Raw genomic sequence first — 20,621 nt, forward strand, 5'->3', positions numbered from 1 at the left:
AAGTAATTTATGGAAATTAAGGTGGGAACAAAATCATTAAACTCATATTTTATAATCTTTGTCTTTGTGTTGATGGAACATTGCTTTTATCTAATCAATACAGATACATTTAGGATCATATTTCTTAATTATGCGATGACTTGGTTTCTGCTTTTTATGGCAGGAATTGTTCTTTTATATATTCGATATAGGTTAAATAGAAAATCTGTTCGGATGTATTTTTCATCCGATGTTAGTGCATTGATTGTTTTGGCGATTATATCAATCGTTCAATGTAATTTTCTTATTGGTCAACCGTTATCAATGGGATTTGCTCCACAACGAAATTATATCTTTATACTAGTAAGTTATTTTACTATCCGAAAGCTAATTGCTTTAGATAAAATCGATATCAATACAGTGGTTAACGGTCTGCTGTTTTGTGGAGTTCTTTCTGTCATAATCTATTGGCTTCAAGTGAATTTAATTGATTATGTTCAGTTTGTGCATGTATATAAGGCAGCAAGAGTGACACGCTTATATGTAGACAGTTTTATGTGTGTTATTATCGGATTCTTGGGCCTTAGCAAATATCTGGAAGAGAACAACAAAAAATATCTGTTTTTTGTGGCGATAGAACTTGTATACGAATTGATTATTGGACAATCAAGATTGGAATTAGCTTCAGTAGTTCTTGGATATGCAGTAATGATATTACTGATGAAAAGGCTTTCATTTAGAAAAATATGTATGATTTTGATTGGTGTTATTGCAGTTGTGGTATTTATTAATAGTGCATTTTTTGAACGTTTTAATGAAGCTTTGCAGATGCAATTTTATAATACTACAACAGGTATTGACACGATGGCAATCCGAAAAGTAGCTAGAGATGAATTTGTGAGACAGCTTAAACAAAGTCCTGCAACCTTAATTTTTGGATGCGGATATCCTAATATTGGATATTCTGGCACTGCATCAACAGCATATATTGCGGTGGGAAACGAAAGAATCGGGTTGGTGGACAATGGGATTTTCGCTTTTGTATATGTTTATGGATTGCTAGGAGCAAGTGTTGTTATCAAGTGGTTTTATAAATTATATAAAAGTGCTTGGAAATTATATAAGATAAAAAATATATATTGGCCTCTTGGCTTTGTTATTTCATTGACAATCTTGCTATACAATATTACATTTTGGTGGAATAAGCCAAGTTGGACATTGGGTATGGTCTTTCTTATGTGCTATATGGAACACAAATTGAATGATGAGTTGGACGAGGAGAAATAGACAATGAAAATAAAACATACGGTGGAAAGAATCACGGATTTTTTCTTTTCAATTGTAACAAAAAAAGATAGACATTATGCAGATATTTTAATGCGGGATTGCTGTATGTCTTATGAAAAAGAAACAGGAGATTACTGTTCTTATAGAAAAAGATCAGGTTCGGCAGAAAATTTGATTGTGCATTCAGGGATGCTCTCAAACATGAGCGATGTCGCAATCGTGATACAGGGACCGCTAATTTTAGATAATCATTTTACCTTAAATACGGTTAAACTTTACAAACGTTACTATCCCGGATGTAAGGTCATTGTTTCTACATGGAACGACTCTAATAAGAATGAAATTGATAGTCTAAAGACAGCAGGAGCAGATATAGTGTTAAATGCAGCGCCGGACATTTTTGGACTGGGAAATATGAATTTCCAAATTGTTTCCACAAAAGGCGGCATTCAATGTGCAGATGATGCAGGTGCTGGGTATATTCTAAAGACACGCTCAGATCAGCGAATTTATAAACCGCACATGCTGGAATATTTTAAAACATTAATCGATCAGTTTCCGATAAAGCAAGAAGTTGGCAGTGCAAAACAGAAGGAACGAATTATAGCAGTCCAAACAACAGTTGGAGGTGGAATGTTTATTCCGTATTTCATTGCAGATTTCTTGTATTTTGGAACGGTACAAGATATCAGAAATCTTTTTGACATAGAGTTGGATGTAAGCCCAAATAGAACAAAAGACGAGCGAAGAATATGGTTGAGAGATTTATTAAGTAGTAATCCAAGAATTGGAGATTATTATAATATTACTGCACCAGAAATTAAAATTGTAAAAAATTATATCAAAAAATATATTACAGAGAATTTGGAAGATACAGTGAAGGAGTACTGGGATTTTGTTAGCAATTATCTAATTACAGTTTCTTGGGATGATATAGGATTGTTTTGGCCGAAATACGATAGATATAATGAAAGTAAACTTTTTCGAACATATAGTAAAAATGACAATACAGATTTATATCTGCAATATAATTGGACTTTTCAGAACTGGCTGTTGCTCAATCAGGGATTTTTTAAATACAAGCCAGAATTTGAAAAATATTATATGCAGACCTGTGACAAACTTAATTTGAAGATATAAGGGAGGAAAAATCTGATGAGGCTAATAATACCATCTGCTAAAGTGGTTCCAGAAGAGCTCCAAAAATTAGGGAAACTTCCGGCAATCATTTACCCAATAAATCAGAGAATTACCTTTGATTATTTGTATGAACAGTATAAAGAAAAGACGAATTCTATTGATATTATATGTTATGAAAATGCAGATAAAGTACAAAGAAGGTTGAAGAATTATCTTGGAAAAAAAGTGAATATTAAGATTCTTCCAGAATTAAGTGATTTAGGGCATACTATTTACTTTGGATTAAAAGATGCTGTAGGTACAGTTATTATTAATTTTGCAGATACAATTGTCTTAGATAGCGTTACAGGAATCAAGGGAAATGCTTTTTTTTGCCAGGAAGACTATATGTCTGATACTTGGACATATTTTGATGAAAAAGACGGTACCATTGTACAGATTTATGATAAAGAACCTGTAAAGGAAGAAATAAAGAAGAAGCTATTTGTTGGTGTATTTCAATTCACTGATGCTGTCTATTTTAGAAGATGCCTAGAAATGGCCTTTGAACAAGAATCATTACAGATGAGTACCTTTTATTATGCTTTACAAGAGTATAGTAAAATGTATCCCATGAAAGCAGTACTGGCGAATAACTGGTTCGATATTGGTCATGAGGATAAGTACTATAATTCAAAACTAGAGGTACGTGCTAGAGAATTCAACCATATTACAATTGATAAAAACCGTGGCATTCTGAAAAAGACAAGCGATGATAAGGATAAGTTTATTGGGGAGATTAAATGGTATTTAAAATTGCCAGCAGACGTTGAGTATGTCAGACCCAGAATTTTTGATTATTCGACATCTTATGTTAATCCATATGTTTCTATGGAATATTATGCGTATCATACCGTTCATGAGTTGTTCCTCTATGGCGATTTGACATTGCAGCAATGGGTGGATATTTTTAATCGAATTCGTTTTGTATGTGATGACTTTAAACGCTACACGGTGAAGGATACTAATATCCACTCTGCATTAGAAGAAATGTACCTGACAAAAACTTTGCAGCGTTTTGAAAAAATGAAAAAGGATGGACGATTTTTAGCTTTTTTTGAGTCACCAATAGAATTGAATGGAAAAAAGTATCTACCTTTAAATGAAATTATCATAGCACTGGAAAAGGCGATACCTGAGATGTTGTATGATGTAGATACTTTTAATATCATTCATGGAGATTTATGTTTTGCAAATATTATGGTGGATTCAAACTTTTCGTTTATTAAAGTGATTGATCCGCGAGGAAAGTTTGGCACCTACGATATTTTTGGTGATTTTCGTTATGAACTCGCAAAACTGTTCCATAGTGTGGATGGAAAATATGATTTCATTATAAAAGATCTTTTTGACCTTGATTACAATTCGGAGAGAGCGTGCATTAATTACCGTATTCAGGATCGAAAAAGGGAATTTGACTTGTATAAGGTGTTTTTGAGTACATTCGCTACAGAAATTGATAGTGACTTGAAAAAAATTGAATTAATTGAGGCTCTTCTTTTCTTGAGTATGATTCCGCTTCATGGCGAGAGCATTAGGCATCAAATGGTTATGCTTGGCACTGGATTGGAAATTCTAAACAGAGTAATTGATATACAGATAGGAGAAAAAAAGAATGTTTGATGAATATTCATTTGTCTTTGATATAGACGGCACATTGTGTCCGATTAAAAAAAAGAATGAAAAGTATGAAGACTTAGTTCCTTATAAGGAAATGGTAGAAAAATTAAGATTTTACCATGATCACGGAGCTAAAATTATTCTTTTTACATCTAGAAACATGAATTCCTACAATGGAAATATGGGATTGATAAATAAAAGCACGGCAAAAGTGTTGCTTTCATGGCTAGATAAATGGGAAATTCCATACGATGAAATTTTATATGGGAAACCATGGCCAGGACATATGGGATTTTATGTTGATGATCGAACTGTAAGGCCAGATGAATTCCTTAATTGTTCTGTAGACGAATTGAATGAGATTTGTAATAAATCGAGGGAACGGAGCAACTAAGTAGTATCAATGAAGATTTTACTGATGGAGGAATAAAATATGGGCATGACTATAATTATCACGATGGCTGGTTTAGGCAGTCGATTCCGCAAGGCAGGATATAACTGTCCTAAATATATGATTGACGCAAAAGGGAGAACACTTTTTGATTGGTCAATGGATAGTTTGATTGGATATAACAAAATTGTAAGCAGATATGTGTTTGTGGTAAGAAAAGAAGATGAAGCAGAGGCGTTTATAAAAGAACATTGCGCGAGATACGGAATCCATGATGTGAAAATTGTGGAAATTGATCGTATGACAGATGGGCAGGCAACTACATGTATGTTGGCAATTCCTTATTGTAATCTAAATGATGCAATTGTGGTTTATAATATTGACACTTATGTTGAGCCTGGTGAAATGAAATATGAGGATATTTCGGGAGATGGACACATCCCATGCTTCCATGCAGAAGGTGACCACTGGAGTTTTGCAAAACTTGACAATGCTGGAAAAGTCATAGAAGTGCGGGAGAAAGTGAGAATTTCCGACAACTGCACCTTAGGAGCATATTATTTTTCTTCGGCCAAACTTTATGAAGATTTATATCAAGAATACTATGTGGATGACAGGCACATGGAAAAAAATGAAAAATATATCGCACCTCTTTATAATTATATGATTGAGAAGGGCATGGATGTTACTATCAGCATTGTAGATTCTGATAAAGTTCATGTTCTTGGGACACCGGAGGAACTACAAATTTTCTTAAAGGAAAAGATGTGAAGAAGGTAGCCCACATGACCGTGAATAGAGTTAGTAATATATGGAAAACATTTCAGAAGAAATATAAAAATATGTCATTGCCGGTAAAGGCTGGCTTTTGGTTTACCATTTGCAATTTCATGCAACGTGGTATCACCATGATAACGACACCAATATTTACCAGAGTATTGTCGGAAGAACAGTACGGTCTGGTGTCAACTTTTACATCGTGGCAGAATGTCTTGATTTTAACCACTACATTATCTTTATATAAGGCAATGATGAACCTCTATGTCAAATATGACAATAAAGAACAAGTTTTATCAGCAGTAAGCGGACTTAGTTTAATTCTTACACTAGTATGGTTTATTGTGTCTTTAGCTTTTGTAGATCAGATATCCAGATGGATGCAAATGTCAAAAACCTTGGTTATATGCCTATTTGCGACTTTTATTGCCCAAGCAGGCATTCACTGTTGGCAAGTTTATAAAAGGTATACATATGAATATCGAAGCCTGATTATAGTTACGATCCTTCTCACTGCGGTTTCGTCTTTACTAGGAGTATTGTGTGTACTTTTCGTATCTGATACTGCTGAAGGTCGGCTAGTTCCACAAAGCATAGTAACTGCGATTATTGGATTGGGAATATATATATCAATATTTAAGCACAACCATACAGTTTATAATAAAAAAATGTGGTCATTTGCATTGTTTTTTTGTGTTAGTTTGCTGCCGCATTACTTGTCAGAGTTTGTATTACAAAGTTCCGATAAATTGATGATAAATTATATGAGTGGCGCACGCGATGTGGCAATATATAGTGTTTCTTATTCAGTAGGATCGCTAATTAATTTAATAACAGGAGCTCTGAATTCATCATTTGCTCCGTATCAATATCAACAAATTAAAGCAAAAAATTTTGAGCGTTTATCAAATGTAGCTAATCAAGTCTTATTGTTTGTGGCAATAATGTTAGGATGTTTGATGCTGTTTAGCAAAGAAGTGGTTCTGATTTTTGGAGGAAAAAAATACATTGAAAGTGCTACTGTTATTGTGCCGATTTGTATAGGTGTATTTTTTAATTACCTGTTTCAGCTATTTGCAAGACTTCAAGAATATTATGAGAGAAAGCTTACAGTTGTTATTCCATCTATCTTTTGCGCAGTTTTAAATTTGATACTGAACTATATTTTTATTAATATTTTCGGATATCAAGCAGCGGCATATACAACATTTTTTTGCTACTTATTCTTTTGCTTTGTTCACTATTTGTTTTATAAGAAAGTGTGCAAGGAACTACTTGACGGAATTCAGATTTATGATATTAAATTTATTTTAATATTGTCCATAGGGGTTATAATCGGTGGATTCGCAATAATGGCTGTAAATAATATCCTGTGGTTAAAATATATGTTGATTGGTATTGCTATAGTGATGGCTTTTGTTAAGCGTGATACTATTATGAACTACCTAAAAAAAGTTTTGCAAGAAAATAGATAAGGAGCATATGAGGATGAAGGGAATAATTAAGGATTTTATTTTGAATTCAATTGCGGCCGGAGTATTATGTCATAGACGGTTAAGAATGAAAATTTATCGTTTATATGGTGCGGAAATTCCAGCGGATTGCGAAATAAAGCCAAGATGTTATTTGGGACTGGGAAAAGGCCATTTGAAAATGGGGGGGTACATTTGTTAATTATGAATGCTGGTTTGATTTAGGTGCAGATATTGTTATTGGAAATAAATGCAACATCGCAATGAATGTAACATTTATGAATAGTGATCATGATGTGGCCGATTCTGAGCGCAGGGCAGGTATGTATCATCCAAAGCCTATAATTGTTGGCGACGGTTGTTGGATTGGCGCAAATTCATTGATTATGCCAGGGGTTACTATTGGTAATGGCGTTGTTATTGCAGCAGGTTCTGTTGTGACAAAAGATTGCGAAAGTGATTGTCTTTACGGTGGAGTTCCTGCTAAAAAAATTAAAGAATTATAAGTGGGACACATTAATAACAAAATTATTTTTTTTTGCCACCTAAACTCAAAACCTGATTGAATGTTGATATTCAATAGCGCTAGGAGAACAAAAACATAGATAACACGATATATCGCATAAAGCTAGTACGGCGTTAAACATAAACAGTATGAGGGGAAAGTGAATGATAAAAACAACATTACTTATTATGGCAGCTGGTATCGGCAGCCGCTTCGGAACAGGAATTAAACAGTTAGAGCCGGTGGATGATGCGAACCATATCATCATGGACTACTCAATTCATGATGCGATTGAGGCTGGCTTCAACCATGTAGTATTTATCATCCGTAAGGATATCAAGAAGGAGTTCAAAGAGGTCATTGGTGACCGTATTGCATCTATCTGCTCATCTCATAATGTAACTGTAGATTACGCTTTCCAGGATATTAACGATATTCCAGGAGAACTTCCGGAAGGTCGTACAAAACCTTGGGGAACCGGTCAGGCGGTACTGGCAGCTAACGAATTGCTGAAGACTCCGTTTATAGTTATCAATGCAGATGACTACTATGGTAAAGAAGGATTCAAGGCTGTTCATGAGTATCTGGTGAATGGCGGCGAGTCCTGCATGGCGGGATTTGTTCTGAAGAATACTCTGTCCGATTATGGCGGTGTAACCCGTGGTGTCTGCAAGATGGATGAGGAGCATAACCTGACAGAGGTTATGGAGACCAAGAACATCGTAAAAACTGCTGTTGGAGCAGAGGCAGATGGTGTGGTGATCGACGCTAATTCACTTGTTTCTATGAATATGTGGGGATTAACTCCTGATTTCCTGGGTGTGCTGGAAGAAGGCTTCAAAGAGTTCTTTGAGAAAGAAGTACCCGGCAATCCTATGAAGGCAGAATATCTAATCCCTATCTTCATCGGTGAGCTATTAGAGCAAGGCAGGATGTCCGTAAAGGTTCTGAAAACCAATGATACATGGTATGGCATGACCTATCATGAGGATGTCGCAGCTGTAAAGGACAGCTTCAAGGAGATGCTGGAGAATGGTGTGTACAAGGCTGACTTGTTCAGTGATCTGTAAATGACGATGAAAGAAACGATTGATTTACTCGGAAAGATCCTCACAAACATCCTGATTGCTTTGTATGAGCCGTTTGGATTCTCACTCTTGCTTTCTTTTCTTGCTATGTTTTTCTACCTGTATGCGTATGAGCCTACCGCAGCAGGCAAAGGTTGGAAGAGTGCCATAGTGACGTGGTATCAGAAATTCAAGGAGAGTGTGTTCTTTCGGAAACTATTCTTCCTGGCCTTTGTGACTTCACTTATTTTGTTCCGAACCCTGTTAAACCGTCAGCTGTGGATGAATCCTTTATCCGATGTCATGGGCGGCTGGGGCATCTGGGAGACAGTGAACGGCGAACAGAAGCTGACAACGGAGTGTATTGAGAATGTGATCATGATGGTGCCGTTTTCTGCCGTAGTGATGTGGACATTCGAAGAAAAGATAGGAAACGGTTGGAAGAAGATCCTGTGGCAAAGCGGGAAGATAGCATTTATCTTTTCGGTGAGCATTGAGATGTTGCAGTTATTGCTCCGTCTAGGTACGTTTCAGCTATCAGACATCTTCTATAATACAGTAGGTGGAATGATTGGCGGATTGATGTATTGTGCAGTGATGAAGGCAAGAAAGCATCTGTAAAATTGGATGAAATTGTGATATACTGGGAGCGGTAGCTCCCTACGCTGCTCTGATAATCACACACCTCTCCGTGGTGGGCAGCAGGCAACGATCTAAGAATCAGGAATTCGATAATCGGCTGAGATGTGAAGAATGAGCGATTGACCTCATAGGAGCTACGATATGGATACTTTAGAAGAACTGAAATATTACTGTGATGAACCACAACCTGTGGGAGCACTGATGCTCACTGGTGAGTGGGGATGTGGAAAAACATATTTATTAAATAATAGTTTATCAAATGTGCTAAAGGATAAATGTGTGTTTTTGCGTGTGAGTCTATTTGGCATGGCGTCGATAGAAGAGGTAAAGAAAGAAGTAAAGCAATGTTGGCTTAGAACCGTAGCTGAATTAAATACTCCAGCGTCTGGATGGGTTGAAAAGGCTCAAAAGTATACTGGAGTTTTTAAGACAGTTGCGGATAAAGGTGCTGAACACCTTCCAGAGCCTTGGAAAAGCATTGTGAGTGGAGTATTATCTTTTAATGCTATTGATTTCGTAAAAGTCGAACCTAAAATGGGAGATAAAAGAGTAATCTTGATATTTGATGATTTGGAGCGTACTGATATTCCAACGTCTGATTTGTTAGGCTGTATCAACGATTATTGTGAAAATCTTCATATTAATACAATCGTAGTGGCAAATGAGGAAAAAATACAGTCAAGTGAAAAAGATAAAATTAAGTATAGTGAAATAAAGGAAAAAATTATCCAAAGAACGATACATTATGTACCGGATTACTCTTCAGTGGTTTCTAATGTAATTGATAGTATAGAGTGTAAGGATGATGATGTGGTTTCTCAAGAATACAAAGCACTCCTTGTAAAATATAAGGAAATTATTAGTTCTATTTTTTCAGGTGCATCAGTAGAAGGAATACCACTAGAACAGTTGATCTCAAAGAAATATTCTGGAAATTCAAGGGCAGAACTCGAAAGTGAAAAAGACAAAATTCAGGAGTTGCTTAAACATAGACCGCATAACATCCGAAGCCTTAAATGCGCAATTCAAGATTTTAAAAGAATATATATATTACTTAATGAAAAGCATATTGATAATAGAGAAAAATGGCTTTTTACATATCTTTCATATGTATTGTGTTTCCGGGCGGGATTGATTCCAGAAAGTGCACGATATGGAACGCTTTTTTCTGATGAAAAGGTGTCTATACTTTACCTGGATTTTATGATGATAAATTCATTACGGGTGGAATTAAGCAATGGATTTGGCATGGAGAGTGGGCGAAAGATACTCTTGATGCAGAATTTGATTATGTCATAAATAGAGACAAAGCTATTACCCCGGAAGAAAAAGTGCGAATGAATAGACTTTTAGATTTAGATGAAGTTGATATAAGAGACGGATACCCGATACTTTTGGAAGAAGCATATACTGGCACATTGGAGTTAAATGATTATGTGAATTTGCTGTACAATAGTTGTTGGGCTAGAAAGTATAATATTCAGCTTCCAGACATTAAGTGGGAAAAAATTTGCGATGGGATTCATAAGCAGATTGAGAAAATGATTCATACCGGAGAAGAGCAACCACGCCACCGTATGATTATTGGTGATGACAATAAGGATTTATTTTTGCCGGAAGAATGGAATGCATATAAAATAATTAATGAATTTTTGAGTTCCAACACATTGATGTTTGAAAAGAACAAAGCTCTTTATGTGAGCTTGATGAAGAAAAAACCCTTGAATGCCCTGGCTCAAACGCAGAATAAGCGGTTTGATATGTTTGATGTCGAGATGGCCGAGGCCACAGCGGATGGGTTCGAAAAGGTGACAAATGCAGAAAAAAGTAGCTTTGTAGATTACTTTAAGAGAATGTGGCAGGTTAATATATGCACACAGGACTATAAGATTAAGTTGCCAGAAGAGGGATTCCAAACCTTAAAACGGCGTGTATTGCAGATTTTGGATAAATGCCGAGTTGAATCTTTACCAATATCTGAGGCACATGCAAATAGTTTTCTTGAAGTAATCGATAATTTGATTGTTGAACAGAAGCAAAAGCTACAAGAAATTCAAAATAAAGAGGAAGAAGATAGAATAAAAGCTGAGGAAAAGGCATTAGCAGAGAAACAAGAAGCGGAACAAGCAAAGAAATCTGAGATAGACGATGTGATTGAAAAGATGCTGTCAGATGGTGTAAGTGCTGATGATATTCTCGCTAAGTTGAAATAATATTTCTGCAGTGCTATACTTAAAACATTAAAAAAAGAAAGAGGTTATCACCTATGCCCAGAACCAAAGGTAGCAAAAACCGTCCCAAAATCAATACCACCAAAGACTACGCATCTCAGATCGCAGAGAAGCAGGAGACTGTTGCATCTCTAAATACTGAGATCGCTTCCATCACCGCTAACATTGACACTTTGAAGGCTGATTTGAAGGAGAAGAAGACTGCTTTGAAGAAGGTCGAAAAAGAAGTGGCATCCCTGGAAGTGAAGAAGGCAAAGGCAGATGCTAAGGCTGCTGAAGAAGCTAAGAAGCTGAAGCCGAGAGTGTGGTTAAGAGATTATTAGCCAGCGGTATGAGCGCTGATGAGATTCTGGAAAAACTGAAATAAAACAAGAATCCAAGAGAAAATAAATGCCGTGTGAGGAACACAGGCTCCTCCGGGAGCTGGAAAGCGCACACGGTTTTTTTGAGGTCGCTATATAGTTTATAACGGAAATAAAAGAAATGGAGTGTGACATAAAATGAATTTATCAAAAATACATCATATTGCAATCATCGTATCTGACTACGAAGCAGCTAAGGATTTCTATGTGAACAAGCTGGGATTCTCTGTCATCAGAGAAAACTATCGCCCAGAGCGTAAAGACTGGAAGCTGGATCTGCGTGTTAACGAACACATAGAGCTGGAGATTTTTGCAGAAGAAAACCCGCCGAAGCGTGTGAACCGCCCGGAGGCCTGTGGGCTGCGTCACTTTGCATTTTGTGTGGAGAGCGTGGAGCAGACAGTGAATGAGTTGGCAGAGGTAGGAATTGAATGTGAGCCAATTCGTGTGGATGATTACACCGGCAAGAAGATGACTTTCTTCCATGACCCGGACGGACTGCCGTTGGAGCTGCATGAGTAAAATGAAGAAAACAAGAAAACCAGGCGGTGGCCGGAAGAAGTTGAAGCCAGAGTACGATGCTGGGAAAAATCTGAAAGAGCAGATGGAAAGTGCTGTGGCACTTTATGATTCTGAGATGTCCTTGCAGGCCATCGGCGAAGAACTGGGATTAAATCCAATCAAAGTAAGAAAGCTGCTCATCACGGCCGGTGTGTATGAATCTGAAGTGGCGGAGAAGGTGCAAGCTACCTTTCAAGAATACCGTGAAACACAAGACTACAAAACCTCCATACTCTCAACTGCAAACACTCTGAAACTTTCCAAAGCCTCCGTCACCTCGTACCTGCCATATCGGAAAGGTGTGTACTTCCCAAGCACAGCAGAAAAAGGGAAGATCAGTGTCGGAGCAGAGCGGCAGCGGAGATACAGAGCAATGAAGCGGTGGAGGGGTGATCCGACAGAAGAAAACTTCTGGGGCATGGTTGTGTCCTATGCCGGGGTAGGATTTAAAACATACTCTGGATTGCCATTCTCTTACGAAATTAAAAAAGGCAGGAACGGTGAGTACACAAAAGAGCTGTGGATCGACCGCCAGGAGAAGAGTAAAAGTCTAGCGTGGAGTTCAGTGCTGCTGGCGCTGAAGAATATTAAAGGAGAAGTGGTAGACCGCCCGAAAGCTCTGGGCGATATCCGGGGCGTGACTTACATTTATGGGATATTCTATCGGTTCGGGCTGATCGATGTGCCGGATGAAGTAAAGGAGAAGATGGGGCATCCGAAAAACCGCAAAAAATAGGTTGCTATGTACAGAAGTCTACGGTAATATGTGCCATAACTGAGGATGTGAATCTCAGTTGGGAAGGATGGTAGCATTATAGAAAAATTGAAGAAAATGCTGGAGGAGTATTTGAGGAAAACGGAACCAGAGTATTATCCGCCAGTGGAGAATCTGCTTGATCTGATCTACGAACATTACACGGAGAATAATCCAGTAGAGAAAAACACAGTTGCCGGGAAAACCGCAAAGGTCAAGGAAAAGGAACTGGAAGAGTGGCTGCGTGGCTTGGAAGGTATGAATAGGCTCGTAGATGACTATGTCGGAGATAAAGATTCCCCTCTGGGAGAAGATTATGGACCGGCAGGGAACAGTGTGCTGTGCATGGGAGAAGACTGCTTTTGAGGAAGGTCTGAAAGTCGGGATACGGCTTATGATGGAAGTATATAGTTTGTAACGGAAATAAAATGAACTTCTGGAGTTCAAAAAAGCCCTCGCTGTGTGTGATACACATTGGGGCGCTGGTCAGTTATTATCTTCTGCCTGTATTCTGAGCAATTCCTCTATTTCATTTTTATTCGCCAAGTGCACCGATGCCGGTACAAAGCAATGTTGACGGAGCAAAGTTCGCGGCGTTCATCGATGCGGCCGTGGCAGACAGCATCATGGAGTTGGGGAAGAGAGAAGATGACCTGTCAAAAGCGGGTGTGACCATGTTGGGGAATGTGGATGGAAAGAGCATGTTGGAGCAGATGAGTCCCCAGTTTTTGGAGTTTGTGCTGGATGCGTATCGGAGTTTGAAATACGGAAAATAAAAACGAGAAAGGCGTTGATAATTTCTAGGAAATAGGGTATAATGAACTTGATGGAAAATAAAAACGCGAAATCCGTTTTTGAAAGGGAGAGCGGTACATGAAAATACTTCGTATTACAGCACAAGGGCTTCCGTTGTTTAAGGAAGACATGGATATTTGCTTTTACACTCAGCAGCGTGTGAGTGAAGATGACAGGAATAATCTGTATAATCTGATTGACAACTATTACCTTCATTCTGCATGTGCGTTTATTGGAATCAATGCTTCTGGCAAAACCTCTGTGCTGAAAGTCATAAATTTAGCACTGAACATTATAAAGAATGAGCCAATCAATCATGTGGAGGCAAAAACCATTCTTGGAGGGTCAGAGAAAGCTGCGATTCGCACATACTTTTATGATAAGCGCAAATATATCTGCTGTCTTGAAACCGTGATTACAGCGAAAAAGGCAAAGACAGGCGAGTATGTGTATTCAATCTTGTCTGAAAGACTATGGGAAAAGCCGATTGCAGGCGTTAAGTCGAAAAAATATTTGACGGATTTCGATGGAATAGAGCCTGTTGACACACGTAATAGTAATGAAGCTTACCTTTCAGATGATGTCAGCTTTATTATCGCTCATAATAAAAAGGTAAATGACACCGTTGAGGTGTTTAGCCTTCTTTCATATACGAATGTGAATGTTTTGCCTTTTACAGAAGATATTCCGCTGGAAGTAATTACTTTTCTTGACCCGACTATCGAGAAGCTATGTTTTGAGCAGGCGGAAGGAAAAACATTTATTCATCTGAAATTTAGAGATGAAGATGAGATTATCTTGAATAATGCGGTAGATCTTGAGCAGTATTTGTCTTCTGGTACAATTAAGGGCATTATTACATTTTCGATGGTGAAAGAGGTTCTTCAATCTGGAGGATACCTTCTGGTAGATGAAATTGAAAATCATTTTAATAAAGAAATTGTAACGACTCTGATGCGTTTCTTCATGGATAGCCGACTTAACAAGAGAGGCGGAACGCTGATTTTTACAACGCATTATCCGGAACTGCTGGATGAATATGACCGAAATGATGGAATTTGTATTGTAAGAAATCGAAATGGCATTACAGTGGAAAACTTGAGCTATATTCTAAAGCGCAATGACATTAAGAAGAGCGATGCATATCAAAGCGGATTTCTGGAAGGAACAACTCCAGCGTATGAAGCATATATGCGTTTGAAGAAAAATCTGGCCGCTTCAATTAAATAAGGGGGCGGTAGGATGAAGTTAGCACCATATATAGCGTGTGTATGTGAAGGATCAGCAGAAGCTGCAATTATTGATGTTCTAGTGGATAATAATCTTTTGATTTTTACAAGAGAAGATATGCTTGAAGAAAATGTTATTCGCTGCAGGAGTGCTAAGACATTTGAGGAACGCTTCTTACGTAAAGGATTTAAAGATCAGATTTCTGTTATAAGGATTCTTGACTCTCGGAGAGAAGAGTTTAGGCTTAGCAAAGCCTATGAGAAGAAGGTTGATGTGATCAATGTTATTACTGCTCCGGAGATAGAGATGCTGATTATTCATAGCGAAGGAGCTTATGAGCGATTTAAGCGTTCAGGAAAGAAACCGAGTGAATTCTGTAAATCAGATCTTCGTATGCATAATGTGAAATCGTATGATTTTGTAAAAGATTATTTTAGTAATCCACTGACATTAGTTAATGCAATAAAAGAGTACCGTAGAACCGCAAATATTCCTAAAGGTGAATATAGTTTATCAGATCTGTTAAAATAAAGATTTGCCCACTGGCGTACCGTGTAAATCCTACATAGTGCGCTGGTGGGCTTCTTTTTTTGCCTCATCCCGCATGAACCACAGACAGCACCCCGGCATGCTCCGAAGTGCAGTTGTGGCTTATGCGGGTTTTTGTGTTATGTGGTCAACGGGTTACAAAATCATACTCCCAATCCGTATAAAATCGCTTTCAGTTCCTTTACCATTCGGGTGAGAATCTCCTGCTCAAGTGTGTTGCAGTCCAAAAGCAGACGGTGAATCTCGGAATCGGCAGTGGAAGCCGAGTGTGTCAGACTGTCTACGAGAAGGTCGTCTGCTGATATGCCGAGAAGGTTGGCAACTCTGATTTATTTCGTACCAAAAATCCGATCCCCTGCATCACCCAGACCTGGGCAGATGTAAGCGTTTTCGTTCAGGCAGCGATCTACATGACCGACATAGATCTGGACATCCGGATGTGCCTCATGCAGTCTCTTTAATCCTTCCGGAGCAGCGATGATTGCCATGAATTTGATGTTCTTTCCGCCGCGTGCTTTGATAAAGTCGATTGCCTCCACTGCGGAACCGCCGGTTGCCAGCATCGGGTCAGTGACAACGATAGTACGCAGTTCGATCGGGGTTGGCAGCTTGCAGTAGTATTCGTGCGGCTCATGGGTTGTCTCGTCGCGGTAGAGTCCGATGTGACCAACCTTTGCGGACGGAACGAGTGCCAGAATACCATTTACCATACCGAGACCGGCACGTAAGATCGGGACAACGGCAAGTTTTTTACCAGCCAGCATCGGAGTGCTGCAGGTTTCGATCGGAGTTTCTACTTCCTGATCTTCCAGCGGAAGATCGCGAAGCGCTTCATAGCCCATCAGCATCGCAATCTCATCGGTCAGGGAACGGAATTCGTTGGTTCCGGTGTTCTTGTTGCGGAGGAGCGAGATCTTGTGCTGAATCAACGGGTGATCGAGAATTGTTACATTTTTCATATTCATAACCTGCCTTTTCTTGAATTTTGATGATGAACGTTTTTTCGTAACGGTGCATAGCGCAGACCGCTTGCTAATTTTGTGCTATCTTCATGCCGTCATTTCCCAAAATCTGTATACATATGTGAAATGTATCGTCCTGATGGCATATTTTCTTTAATTATACACCGAATTGTACAGATTGAACAGTCTGTTTTATGATGTATTTTGTTAAAAAGCATCGGTAAAGTTACTGTTCCGGGGTAGGCACTTTTGGAACTGAAAGTGCCGTAAGAAAACGTGGTGGCAGCAGGAATTTGCCGTATTTAAATGCGAAGCCACGGCAAATTCCGTTACTGGGCACGTATGCGTGAACAGTAACGCGGTTTGTCGTGAAGTAGTGCAGAGCATTTGTAAAAGAATGCAGGTGCTTTTATATGTTTATTAGAATAAAAAATAATACCAGCATTATATATAAGCAATACTTCTGAAAACAAATCAATAAATCTAACTGGAAATGAGAATAGAATGTGGTAAAATATAAAGTAGTGAATTATTGCACAACAATGAAGGAGGAAGCTTTGCCATTATGAAGACTGTATCGATAGCAGAGGAACTGAAAAACAATTCTTATCCGGGACGCGGAATTATCATTGGACGGACGCCGGACGGAAAGAAGGCGGTTACGGCTTACTTTATCATGGGAAGAAGCGAGAACAGCCGCAACCGTGTGTTTGTAGAAGAAGGTGAGGGCATCCGCACACAGGCATTTGACCCGGCGAAGCTGGAAGATCCGAGCCTGATTATCTATGCACCGGTCCGTGTGCTGGGAAATAAAACGATCGTGACCAACGGCGATCAGACTGATACGATTTATGAGGGAATGGACCGTCAGATGACCTTTGAGCAGTCCCTCAGAAGCCGCGAGTTCGAGCCGGATGCGCCGAACTACACGCCTCGTATTTCCGGTATCCTGCATATCGAGGATGGCGGTTACAACTATGCGCTGTCGATTCTGAAATCCAACGACGGCAATCCGGATTCCTGCCATCGTTATACATATGCGTATGAGAAGCCGGTTGCAGGCGAGGGACATTTCATCCACACCTATATGCACGACGGCAATCCGCTTCCGAGCTTCGAGGGTGAGCCGAAAAAGATCGAGATTCCGGACAGCCTGGATGAGTTTGCAGCGACACTCTGGGAGAATCTGAACCCGGATAATAAGGTATCTCTGTTTGTGCGCTATATTGATATTGCGACCAGAGAGACACAGACGAAGATCATTAATAAAAATAAGTAGGAACAGACTGGAAAATAGTTAAAAAAAGTCAAAAACCGTCTGAAAATGAAAACAGGTCAGAGACAAAATTGTTTATCTCAGTCGAGAAGACTCCCACCTCTTCAGGTGGTGAGTAATAGCAAGTTTGTCTCAGTGGGAGTCCATTCTCCGACTGAGATAAACGCTCCGCGAGGATGCGCAGTGATTCTGTAAAGAATATGTCAGCTTCGCTGACCAGAATCACGCGCCAAGTCTCACGGACGTTCGACTTGAAACAGCATTTGAATCATGCGTTTAAATGGGTATACAGGAGGAATGAAGATGAGCGAACTTGAGTTAAAATATGGATGCAACCCGAACCAGAAACCGTCCCGCATTTTTATGGCGGACGGCAGTGAGCTTCCAATCAAGGTACTTTGCGGCAAACCGGGATATATCAATTTCCTGGATGCGTTCAATGGCTGGCAGCTGGTAAGAGAACTGAAAGAGGCAACCGGGCTTCCGGCGGCAACTTCTTTTAAACATGTTTCGCCGGCAGGTGCAGCGGTAGGACTTCCGTTAGACGAGACGATGCGTAAGATTTACTGGGTCGATGATATGGGAGACTTATCTCCGCTTGCGTGTGCATATGCCAGAGCACGAGGTGCAGACCGCATGTCTTCCTTCGGCGATTTTATTTCTTTGTCGGATGTCTGCGATGCAGATACGGCGCGCATCATCAAGAGAGAAGTATCGGATGGCGTGATTGCTCCGGGATATACCAAGGAGGCTCTGGAGATTCTGGAATCAAAGAAAAATGGCAAGTACAATGTCATTGAAATCGATCCGGATTATGTACCAGCTCCGGTGGAGCGCAAACAGGTATTTGGCGTGACCTTTGAGCAGGGTAGAAATAATCTGGCAATCAACCGTGAGCTGCTGGAGAATATCGTGACTGAGAATAAAGAGCTGCCGGATAACGCGAAGATCGACATGATCGTATCTTTGATTACCCTGAAATATACACAGTCCAACTCTGTCTGCTACGTGAAGGATGGACAGGCGATCGGTATCGGCGCAGGTCAGCAGTCCCGTGTACATTGTACCCGTCTGGCAGGTCAGAAAGCCGACAACTGGTATCTGCGCCAATCTCCGCAGGTGTTAAATCTTCAGTTTGTGGATGGAATCAAGCGTGCAGACCGCGACAATGCGATCGATGTTTATATCGGAGAAGAATATATGGATGTGCTGGAAGAGGGCGCATGGCAGAAAATTTTCAAGGTAAAACCGCCGGTATTTACCCGTGAGGAAAAACGCGCATGGCTGGACGGCATGAAGGGTGTAACCATTGGTTCTGATGCATTCTTCCCATTTGGCGACAACATTGAGCGCGCGCACAAGAGCGGCGTTCAGTACATCGCACAGCCGGGCGGATCGGTTCGTGATGACAATGTAATCGAGGTTTGCAATAAATATGGCATTGTAATGGCATTTACGGGAATCCGTCTGTTCCATCATTAATGAAAAAGGGCGTGTGAAAAAACGAGAGTTTTTTCACACGCCCTTTTTATTTCGAAATAAAGTGGCTATGATTTCTTATATTTTGCCTCATAATCCCGCAGGCTTACAAGTGCTTCTTTCGACATCGGAATCAGCGCGATCAGGTTGAAGACGGTCATCAGACCGACACCGACATCACCGAGATCCCAGACAAAGGTGTAGGCGGTCAGTCCGCCGACAAACATCATGATCAGGGCGAGAATCTTGTACGCCGTCTGGGCGGCCCAGGTGTCTCCGAAGAGGTAGCTCACATTGGAGCGGGCGTAGAAGAGGATGCCGATGAAGGTAGTGAAACTGAACAGCCACAGGATTACGGCTATGAAAATGACGCCTAATTCCCCGAAATGCCAGCTCATTGCCGCCTGCAGCAGATCCATGCCCTCCAGACCGGAGATTTTATCAGCCGGGACCAGCAGCATGATCATGGCTGTACAGGTGCAGAGAAGCGTGTCGATGAAAACGCCCATCGCCTGCATCAGTCCGACTTTGGCAGGATGGGAGGTTTCTGCCGTCGCTGCCGCACACGGGGCGGAACCGCTTCCTGCTTCATTGGAGAAAAGTCCCCGTTTGACACCGTTCATCAATACGGCGCCGAAGCCGCCTGCGATTGCCTGGCGCAGACCGAGTGCTTCCTCAAAAACGCGGGCAAAAACGCCTGGAAGCTGGCGGAAGTTCACGATAATTAAAAACAGGGTCAGGATAATGTAAATGCCTGCCATGATCGGAACCAGCAGATCCAGAACCCTGACGGAGGCATTTTTCCGAAGAACGATGACTGCCGCAAGGAGAACTAAAAACAAGCATGAGTAGATCGGCGGGATGCCGAATGCATTCTTAAAAGAAGAGGTCACGGAATTACTGATGACCTGGCTGATACCGCACCAGCAGATCAGACCGGAGAGCGCAAACAGTACGGAGAGAAGATTTTTCTTCGAAACCGGCGTGCCCTGTTTCTGGCGTTTGCTGTTGATCCAGTCGTGAATGTAGTAAGCAGGACCGCCGCGGTAACCGCCGTAGAGCGGATCCGGCTGTTTGTGAAGCTGGGCTAAGGTCGCCTCGATGAAAGCGGTTGCCGAACCGAGCAGCGCGGTTACCCACATCCAGAACAACGCACCGGCGCCTCCGGCGGAGAGAGCGGCAACGATACCGACAAGATTTCCCATACCGACGCGGGTCGCAGTTGACACGATCAGTGCCTGGAGTGCGGAGAGAGAGCCACCTTTGTGTCCGGTTTCGGCCTTTTCCAGCAGCGCGCGCAGCATATCCGGAAGCATTCGGATCTGCAGGAACCGCGTCCGGATAGTACAGAAGATACCGGTCGGGACGAGCAGAAGAACCAGAAGCGGCAGGTTGATGGTTGTTCCGCCAGGAAGCGGCAGATGAATCCAGTCACCCCAGAGGAAATAGTAGGTTTTTTCGATTAAATTGATAATTGTATTCATGTTTTCACCCCAAAATTTT

At 40.5% G+C, this 20,621-nt stretch carries 22 protein-coding genes; 20 read left to right on the forward strand and 2 right to left on the reverse strand.

The window, feature by feature from the left end:
- Nucleotides 1-9 precede the first annotated feature (9 nt).
- The 18 genes from DW085_RS01080 (at nucleotide 10) to DW085_RS01170 (ending at nucleotide 15,383) form a co-directional block, all read left to right on the forward strand.
- Nucleotides 10-1,266: a hypothetical protein gene (locus DW085_RS01080; protein ID WP_118490786.1), complete on the forward strand. Its 1,257-nt coding sequence runs from the start codon at nucleotides 10-12 to the stop codon at nucleotides 1,264-1,266.
- Nucleotides 1,267-1,269: 3 nt separating this feature from the next.
- Complete coding sequence (locus tag DW085_RS01085) at nucleotides 1,270-2,406, forward strand: WavE lipopolysaccharide synthesis family protein (RefSeq protein WP_118490788.1); 1,137 nt, start codon at nucleotides 1,270-1,272, stop codon at nucleotides 2,404-2,406.
- A gap of 15 nt (nucleotides 2,407-2,421) precedes the next feature.
- Nucleotides 2,422-4,068 carry a capsular biosynthesis protein gene (locus DW085_RS01090; protein WP_118490790.1) on the forward strand — a complete coding sequence of 549 codons (1,647 nt, stop codon included), beginning with the start codon at nucleotides 2,422-2,424 and terminating at the stop codon, nucleotides 4,066-4,068.
- Entirely contained in the window at nucleotides 4,061-4,459 is a 399-nt protein-coding gene (locus DW085_RS01095; protein WP_118490792.1) for a capsular biosynthesis protein, read from the forward strand. The genes DW085_RS01090 and DW085_RS01095 overlap by 8 nt, the downstream gene beginning before the upstream one ends.
- 39 nt (nucleotides 4,460-4,498) lie before the next feature.
- The gene (locus DW085_RS01100; protein ID WP_347474938.1) at nucleotides 4,499-5,227 is read left to right on the forward strand and encodes a glycosyltransferase family 2 protein; all 729 of its coding nucleotides are present in this window, start codon (nucleotides 4,499-4,501) and stop codon (nucleotides 5,225-5,227) included.
- A gap of 14 nt (nucleotides 5,228-5,241) precedes the next feature.
- On the forward strand, nucleotides 5,242-6,708 hold the full coding sequence (locus DW085_RS01105) for an oligosaccharide flippase family protein (protein ID WP_118491166.1): 1,467 nt from the start codon (nucleotides 5,242-5,244) through the stop codon (nucleotides 6,706-6,708).
- 275 nt (nucleotides 6,709-6,983) lie between these two features.
- Nucleotides 6,984-7,211, forward strand: coding sequence for a DapH/DapD/GlmU-related protein (locus DW085_RS01115; RefSeq protein WP_207663886.1), 228 nt, complete (start codon nucleotides 6,984-6,986; stop codon nucleotides 7,209-7,211).
- A gap of 163 nt (nucleotides 7,212-7,374) precedes the next feature.
- Entirely contained in the window at nucleotides 7,375-8,280 is a 906-nt protein-coding gene (locus DW085_RS01120; RefSeq protein ID WP_347474939.1) for a sugar phosphate nucleotidyltransferase, read from the forward strand.
- Nucleotides 8,281-8,898, forward strand: coding sequence for a VanZ family protein (locus tag DW085_RS01125; RefSeq protein ID WP_347474940.1), 618 nt, complete (start codon nucleotides 8,281-8,283; stop codon nucleotides 8,896-8,898).
- Between the two features lie 162 nt (nucleotides 8,899-9,060).
- Entirely contained in the window at nucleotides 9,061-10,218 is a 1,158-nt protein-coding gene (locus DW085_RS01130) for a P-loop NTPase fold protein (protein WP_118490798.1), read from the forward strand.
- Between the two features lie 38 nt (nucleotides 10,219-10,256).
- Nucleotides 10,257-11,132, forward strand: coding sequence for a hypothetical protein (locus tag DW085_RS01135; RefSeq protein ID WP_118490800.1), 876 nt, complete (start codon nucleotides 10,257-10,259; stop codon nucleotides 11,130-11,132).
- Between the two features lie 53 nt (nucleotides 11,133-11,185).
- Entirely contained in the window at nucleotides 11,186-11,473 is a 288-nt protein-coding gene (locus DW085_RS01140; RefSeq protein ID WP_243033872.1) for a hypothetical protein, read from the forward strand.
- 177 nt (nucleotides 11,474-11,650) lie between these two features.
- Nucleotides 11,651-12,034, forward strand: coding sequence for a VOC family protein (locus tag DW085_RS01145; protein WP_118490802.1), 384 nt, complete (start codon nucleotides 11,651-11,653; stop codon nucleotides 12,032-12,034).
- A 1-nt stretch (nucleotide 12,035) separates the two neighbouring features.
- Nucleotides 12,036-12,809, forward strand: a complete 774-nt coding sequence (locus DW085_RS19470; protein WP_243033873.1) for a hypothetical protein — start codon at nucleotides 12,036-12,038, stop codon at nucleotides 12,807-12,809.
- A 111-nt stretch (nucleotides 12,810-12,920) separates the two neighbouring features.
- Nucleotides 12,921-13,193 carry a hypothetical protein gene (locus DW085_RS01155; RefSeq protein WP_147353135.1) on the forward strand — a complete coding sequence of 91 codons (273 nt, stop codon included), beginning with the start codon at nucleotides 12,921-12,923 and terminating at the stop codon, nucleotides 13,191-13,193.
- 188 nt (nucleotides 13,194-13,381) lie between these two features.
- The gene (locus DW085_RS01160; protein WP_118490804.1) at nucleotides 13,382-13,603 is read left to right on the forward strand and encodes a hypothetical protein; all 222 of its coding nucleotides are present in this window, start codon (nucleotides 13,382-13,384) and stop codon (nucleotides 13,601-13,603) included.
- Nucleotides 13,604-13,700: 97 nt separating this feature from the next.
- The gene (locus DW085_RS01165; protein WP_118490806.1) at nucleotides 13,701-14,852 is read left to right on the forward strand and encodes an AAA family ATPase; all 1,152 of its coding nucleotides are present in this window, start codon (nucleotides 13,701-13,703) and stop codon (nucleotides 14,850-14,852) included.
- Nucleotides 14,853-14,864: 12 nt separating this feature from the next.
- A complete protein-coding gene (locus DW085_RS01170) occupies nucleotides 14,865-15,383 on the forward strand; it encodes a hypothetical protein (protein WP_118472690.1) in 519 nt (172 codons plus the stop codon).
- A gap of 347 nt (nucleotides 15,384-15,730) precedes the next feature.
- On the opposite strand, the gene upp is transcribed toward DW085_RS01170, so the two are convergent.
- On the reverse strand, nucleotides 15,731-16,360 hold the full coding sequence (upp, locus tag DW085_RS01175) for a uracil phosphoribosyltransferase (RefSeq protein WP_022358719.1): 630 nt from the start codon (nucleotides 16,358-16,360) through the stop codon (nucleotides 15,731-15,733).
- A gap of 568 nt (nucleotides 16,361-16,928) precedes the next feature.
- Between upp and DW085_RS01180 the strand changes: the two genes are divergently transcribed.
- Complete coding sequence (locus tag DW085_RS01180) at nucleotides 16,929-17,642, forward strand: IMP cyclohydrolase (protein ID WP_117795557.1); 714 nt, start codon at nucleotides 16,929-16,931, stop codon at nucleotides 17,640-17,642.
- 300 nt (nucleotides 17,643-17,942) lie between these two features.
- On the forward strand, nucleotides 17,943-19,121 hold the full coding sequence (locus DW085_RS01185; RefSeq protein WP_118490808.1) for a phosphoribosylaminoimidazolecarboxamide formyltransferase: 1,179 nt from the start codon (nucleotides 17,943-17,945) through the stop codon (nucleotides 19,119-19,121).
- A gap of 65 nt (nucleotides 19,122-19,186) precedes the next feature.
- On the opposite strand, the gene DW085_RS01190 is transcribed toward DW085_RS01185, so the two are convergent.
- The gene (locus tag DW085_RS01190) at nucleotides 19,187-20,602 is read right to left on the reverse strand and encodes an alanine/glycine:cation symporter family protein (RefSeq protein WP_118472688.1); all 1,416 of its coding nucleotides are present in this window, start codon (nucleotides 20,600-20,602) and stop codon (nucleotides 19,187-19,189) included.
- Nucleotides 20,603-20,621 lie beyond the last annotated feature (19 nt).

This window comes from Clostridium sp. AF50-3 (assembly GCF_003477445.1).
Lineage (GTDB): Bacteria > Bacillota > Clostridia > Lachnospirales > Lachnospiraceae > Otoolea > Otoolea fessa.

Bases quoted from the DNA above. Each gene is read 5' to 3' on its own strand.
- DW085_RS01080 (WP_118490786.1), top strand. From the start codon at position 10: ATGGAAATTAAGGTGGGAACAAAATCATTAAACTCATATTTTATAATC.
- DW085_RS01085 (WP_118490788.1), top strand. From the start codon at position 1,270: ATGAAAATAAAACATACGGTGGAAAGAATCACGGATTTTTTCTTTTCA.
- DW085_RS01090 (WP_118490790.1), top strand. From the start codon at position 2,422: ATGAGGCTAATAATACCATCTGCTAAAGTGGTTCCAGAAGAGCTCCAA.
- DW085_RS01095 (WP_118490792.1), top strand. From the start codon at position 4,061: ATGTTTGATGAATATTCATTTGTCTTTGATATAGACGGCACATTGTGT.
- DW085_RS01100 (WP_347474938.1), top strand. From the start codon at position 4,499: ATGGGCATGACTATAATTATCACGATGGCTGGTTTAGGCAGTCGATTC.
- DW085_RS01105 (WP_118491166.1), top strand. From the start codon at position 5,242: ATGACCGTGAATAGAGTTAGTAATATATGGAAAACATTTCAGAAGAAA.
- DW085_RS01115 (WP_207663886.1), top strand. From the start codon at position 6,984: ATGAATAGTGATCATGATGTGGCCGATTCTGAGCGCAGGGCAGGTATG.
- DW085_RS01120 (WP_347474939.1), top strand. From the start codon at position 7,375: ATGATAAAAACAACATTACTTATTATGGCAGCTGGTATCGGCAGCCGC.
- DW085_RS01125 (WP_347474940.1), top strand. From the start codon at position 8,281: ATGACGATGAAAGAAACGATTGATTTACTCGGAAAGATCCTCACAAAC.
- DW085_RS01130 (WP_118490798.1), top strand. From the start codon at position 9,061: ATGGATACTTTAGAAGAACTGAAATATTACTGTGATGAACCACAACCT.
- DW085_RS01135 (WP_118490800.1), top strand. From the start codon at position 10,257: ATGAATAGACTTTTAGATTTAGATGAAGTTGATATAAGAGACGGATAC.
- DW085_RS01140 (WP_243033872.1), top strand. From the start codon at position 11,186: ATGCCCAGAACCAAAGGTAGCAAAAACCGTCCCAAAATCAATACCACC.
- DW085_RS01145 (WP_118490802.1), top strand. From the start codon at position 11,651: ATGAATTTATCAAAAATACATCATATTGCAATCATCGTATCTGACTAC.
- DW085_RS19470 (WP_243033873.1), top strand. From the start codon at position 12,036: ATGAAGAAAACAAGAAAACCAGGCGGTGGCCGGAAGAAGTTGAAGCCA.
- DW085_RS01160 (WP_118490804.1), top strand. From the start codon at position 13,382: ATGCCGGTACAAAGCAATGTTGACGGAGCAAAGTTCGCGGCGTTCATC.
- DW085_RS01165 (WP_118490806.1), top strand. From the start codon at position 13,701: ATGAAAATACTTCGTATTACAGCACAAGGGCTTCCGTTGTTTAAGGAA.
- DW085_RS01170 (WP_118472690.1), top strand. From the start codon at position 14,865: ATGAAGTTAGCACCATATATAGCGTGTGTATGTGAAGGATCAGCAGAA.
- upp (WP_022358719.1), bottom strand. From the start codon at position 16,360: ATGAAAAATGTAACAATTCTCGATCACCCGTTGATTCAGCACAAGATC.
- DW085_RS01180 (WP_117795557.1), top strand. From the start codon at position 16,929: ATGAAGACTGTATCGATAGCAGAGGAACTGAAAAACAATTCTTATCCG.
- DW085_RS01185 (WP_118490808.1), top strand. From the start codon at position 17,943: ATGAGCGAACTTGAGTTAAAATATGGATGCAACCCGAACCAGAAACCG.
- DW085_RS01190 (WP_118472688.1), bottom strand. From the start codon at position 20,602: ATGAATACAATTATCAATTTAATCGAAAAAACCTACTATTTCCTCTGG.